General features: G+C 48.2%; 4 protein-coding genes and 1 pseudogene. All 5 read right to left on the bottom strand.

Going from position 1 to position 2,674, the window contains the following annotated elements; genetic code table 11:
* A partial coding sequence (locus tag BN1130_RS17755) for an immunity protein TsiV2 protein (protein ID WP_503089937.1) occupies nucleotides 1-513 on the bottom strand: 513 nt, incomplete at its 3' end.
* A complete protein-coding gene (locus tag BN1130_RS17750; RefSeq protein WP_157014083.1) occupies nucleotides 513-1,046 on the bottom strand; it encodes a hypothetical protein in 534 nt (177 codons plus the stop codon). The genes BN1130_RS17750 and BN1130_RS17755, both read right to left, overlap by 1 nt.
* 57 nt (nucleotides 1,047-1,103) lie before the next feature.
* Nucleotides 1,104-1,910, bottom strand: coding sequence for an immunity protein TsiV2 protein (locus BN1130_RS17745; protein ID WP_042043632.1), 807 nt, complete (start codon nucleotides 1,908-1,910; stop codon nucleotides 1,104-1,106).
* Nucleotides 1,910-2,272 carry a hypothetical protein gene (locus BN1130_RS17740; RefSeq protein WP_157014082.1) on the bottom strand — a complete coding sequence of 121 codons (363 nt, stop codon included), beginning with the start codon at nucleotides 2,270-2,272 and terminating at the stop codon, nucleotides 1,910-1,912. The genes BN1130_RS17745 and BN1130_RS17740 overlap by 1 nt, the downstream gene beginning before the upstream one ends.
* 135 nt (nucleotides 2,273-2,407) lie before the next feature.
* Nucleotides 2,408-2,674: pseudogene (locus tag BN1130_RS22950) on the bottom strand (hypothetical protein); the annotation flags it as partial.

Below are 2,674 nucleotides of genomic sequence, written 5' to 3'. Positions count from 1 at the left end.
GCAAAGAGCGCCATGCCACCGGCACCAACCAGTGCTAGTGGCCCCAATACAGCCACCGCCATCACGCAAACCACCACCCCAAGCCAGGCCACGCCACGCCACGCCACGCCACGCCACGCCACGCACTATGGTGTAGGCCACTTCAGGAATGGCATCATGATAAGTGACGATTAAGCCTTCTGTCGTCAGCCGGTAATGGTAGTTTTTATCTGCCATCACCAAATAACGTAAATAGAGCGTCATCACTATCGACATACCGACCATCATATAAACAAAAGTCCAATCATTATCTCCAGCAAACCATACCGCCGCACCTCCAAATAGCATCATAGAGCCAACGACTATTAATATTATTGGCCATGCAAATGCTGTAGATACCCGGATATCCCATTCATGAAGAGTTAGTGCCTCTCGCACCTTTTTCTGATTGGCATCAAGAATGCGTTGCTGCTCTTCCTGCGGCAACAGATGAAAAGGTATGTCCTGCTCGCTCACCTCGATTTCCTCGTTCATTATTTATTCCCTTGCGTGCCAACTACTAGTGCAGGCATAGAGTTCACCTCACCACGGCGGGCATCCAGCGTGATAGCACCGTTGTTATTACCACTGCCCTTGAAGACAAATTGCCGCTGCACCATGCCAACCAAATAGCCCAGCTCCAGCTTGATGGCAGTATTGGTATCGACCCCCAGCGGCAGGGTATAAACCATGCCATCCCAACGTCCGCACTGTGTCTCCAGCGTCTTGGGCTGCATGGCTGCCTTATAGCGGGCCAGATCCTCTTTGGAACGCACCGGCACCATCTGACCAGCCCGGGTCAGGGGTTGACCGATGACGCTTAGCCCTATGGTCTGCCCTCGCAGCTGAGCGGGAAGAGACAGCTGTAATTGCCACTGAGCGCGGCCGCTGTCCATCCAGCCTTGAGCGGCGGATCGTACCACCGTCAGGCTGGCACCAGGCTTATTGACCAGCAACTCGAAGCGGGCCAGTTCATCCTCGGCAGACTGGTTGCCCAGAGTTGATTGAAATGACCACTTCTCTGACACCAATTATTTGAATTTCCCTATAGCTGTCACACCTGAAAAAAGTATTACTCGAAGAAGTCACTTGTTAATTTCATCCAGCTTTCTTGGAACGCCAACATCCAATACACCAACGGGGGCTCTGCGAAGAGATAATTCATTTTTAAATTCTCTATATTCATTGCACCCAAGTTCGTCCATCAAGCATGACAGAATTTTATATACATCCCCTTCGTGACAATACATATAAGAAAACTCAAACCAGCTAAATGGGATAGCGTCAAACCGAATAAGGCCTCTGTTTTTCACTACCTTCACAACGTATGCTTTATCTTTATTAAATACCGTGTATTCAGTCGTAGGTTTTTTTTCAAAACCAGTAAAAAACACGGCCAAGAGAGCCATGCCGCCTGCACCAACCAATGCTAACGGCCCCAATACGGCCACTGCCATAACGCAAGCTACTACCCCAAGCCAAGCCAAGCCACGCACTATGGTGTAGGCCACTTCGGGAATAGCCTCATGATAAGTGACGATTAAACCCTCTGTCGTTAGCCGATAATGGTAATGCTTATCCGCCATCACCAAATAACGTAAATAGAGCGTCATCACTATCGACATACCGACCATCATATAAACAAAAGTCCAATCATTGTCACCAGCAAACCATACCGCCGCACCTCCGAATAGCATCATAGAGCCAATAACTATTAATATCATTAACCAGGCAAAAGTTGTTGGAACTTTAATATCCCATTCATAGCACGTCTGAGCCTCATACACTTTTTTCTGATTGGCATCGCTAATGCGTTGCTGTTCTTCCTGCGGTAGCTGATGAAAAGGAGTCTCTTGCTCGCTTGCCTCAGCTGCTTCATTCGTGTTGTTCATTATTTATTCCCTTGCTTACCAACTACCAGGGCGGGCATAGAACTTAATTCACCGCTGCTGGAATTCAAAGTGATAGGTCCACCACTATTGCCGTTGCCCTTGAAGACAAATTGCCGCTGTACCATGCCGCCCAGATAGCCCAACTCCAGCTTGATGGCGGTATTGGTATCGACCCCCAGCGGCAGGGTATAAACCACGCCATCCCAACGTCCGCGCTGTGTCTCCAGCGTCTTGGGCTGCATGGCTGCCTTATAGCGGGCCAGATCCTCTTTGGAACGCACCGGCACCATCTGACCAGCCCGGGTCAGGGGTTGACCGATGACGCTTAGCCCTATTGTCTGCCCCCGTAAGAGGTTAGCCACCAAGTGCTGAACTTTGATCGACCAGGAAGATGGCTTGCCCCTGATGGATTACAGCGGTAGAAATTTCACTACGTAATAATTGACGACCTGCTCTATTTAACAGAACAGGTCGAATAAGTCATTGAGGCTATTTTGTTAAATTCCAGGGTGACCTTTTATATATTTTACACTCTCAATAAAAATCTGAGATTTTATTAAGTCCGTAATAAGTTCCATATCCTCGACTCTACAATAAACTATACGACTGAACGCTGATTTAAACGGTACAGATTCAAACCGCAAAGCTCTATGTCTCTTCGAGATGGTAAATACGTATGGCCACTCTTTGTGAAATAGAGTGAACTCCTCACAGATTTCACTCTTAAAATCAGTGAAAAATACCGCAAAGAGCGCCATGCCACC

The sequence above is a fragment of the Aeromonas rivuli genome (assembly GCF_000820045.1).
Lineage (GTDB): Bacteria > Pseudomonadota > Gammaproteobacteria > Enterobacterales > Aeromonadaceae > Aeromonas > Aeromonas rivuli.
The sequence above is the reverse complement of the archived record's forward strand: the minus strand, read 5'-3'. Positions and strand labels throughout refer to the sequence as shown.